The sequence below is a fragment of the Cupriavidus sp. SK-4 genome (assembly GCF_000611125.1).
In the GTDB taxonomy this organism is placed as follows: Bacteria; Pseudomonadota; Gammaproteobacteria; order Burkholderiales; family Burkholderiaceae; genus Cupriavidus; species Cupriavidus necator.
In genome coordinates, this window is record NZ_JFJW01000093.1 from 1 (window position 1) to 1,079 (window position 1,079).

Sequence of the window (1,079 nt, forward strand, 5' to 3'; positions counted from 1 at the left end):
GCGGTAATTTCAGCGATGAGTTCGTCGACATCGACTTCGATCTTGTCGAGGCCCGCCTTGATGGAGATTTCCCAGATGCTGGCCGCACTGATGAAGACCTCCTCGGCATCCAGGATCCGTTGCTGCGCGGTCTGGCTCAGCTTCGGGTCATTCGTGACCGCCCAGAGGAAAACATGGGTATCGAGCAGGATGCGCATTACCGTCCCTCGAATGCGGCCAGCAAGTCATCGGGGAGCGGCGCGTCGAAGTCATCCGCCGTGCGGATCTTGCCCTGCAGCCCACCGAGGCGCCGTGGGGGCCTTGGCTTGGCGAACGGCACGATCCGGGCCACCGGCTTGCCCGCCTTCGCAATCACGACCTCGTCGCCTGCCGCCACCTCTTCGATGAGCCGCGAAAGGTGCGTTTTGGCCTCATGGATGTTCACCGTCTGCATGGTTGGCTCCTCAGCATGAGCTTAGTCTAGCTTAGTCCAAAACGGTCGGCAAGGGGTGCGCCCGGTGACCCGTTCTCCGCATATTTGCTAGACATAAGCGGACTTATGTCTAAAGTTTGGCGCGATCAGTTTGATTAATAACGTATTACGTAGTAATATTTATCTGTCTAAAGACACTTTTTTACCCGATGGCCACCGCCGAACTGGAGTTGACCGACGCTGCGCTGCAGGCCGCCATGGCCGACGACATTGCCGAGCTGCGCGGGCGTTTCCCCGAAACCCGTGCGCTGTACCGCGAGGTCTGCGGCCTGCTGTTCTTCCGCTATGGCGTGACACCCACCGCCAACAAGCTCTACAGCCTGGTGCGCAAGGGCAGCATGGGCACGCCCGCGGAAGTGCTGCAGCAGTTCTGGCAGGAATTGCGCGGGCGCACGCGCGTGACCATCGACCATCCGGACCTGCCGGACCCCCTCAAGCAGATCGCCGCCGAGGCGGTGCAGACCATCTGGCAGTCGGCCAACGAGGCCGCGACGGCGGAACTCGCCACGCTGCGCGCGGAGGCCCGGCACGCCGCGAGCGAAGCGGAAGCCGAGCGCGATGCGGCGCGCGCGGAGACGGCCGCCGCGCGCGAGGACGCGGCGGCCAT

The 1,079-nt window shown here is 63.3% G+C and carries 3 protein-coding genes; 1 reads left to right on the plus strand and 2 read right to left on the minus strand.

The features are described 5' to 3' along the window. Both CF68_RS20065 and CF68_RS20070 read right to left on the minus strand, forming a co-directional pair. Nucleotides 1-197 (minus strand): type II toxin-antitoxin system VapC family toxin (locus CF68_RS20065; protein ID WP_035822130.1); only part of this gene is annotated, 197 nt, incomplete at its 3' end. Next, on the minus strand, nt 197-433 hold the full coding sequence (locus tag CF68_RS20070) for a type II toxin-antitoxin system Phd/YefM family antitoxin (protein ID WP_035822123.1): 237 nt from the start codon (nt 431-433) through the stop codon (nt 197-199). The genes CF68_RS20070 and CF68_RS20065, both read right to left, overlap by 1 nt. 188 nt (nt 434-621) lie before the next feature. Between CF68_RS20070 and CF68_RS38500 the strand changes: the two genes are divergently transcribed. Continuing rightward, a partial coding sequence (locus CF68_RS38500; protein ID WP_035822126.1) for a DNA-binding protein occupies nt 622-1,079 on the plus strand: 458 nt, incomplete at its 3' end.

Bases quoted from the DNA above. Each gene is read 5' to 3' on its own strand.
- CF68_RS20070 (WP_035822123.1), bottom strand. From the start codon at position 433: ATGCAGACGGTGAACATCCATGAGGCCAAAACGCACCTTTCGCGGCTC.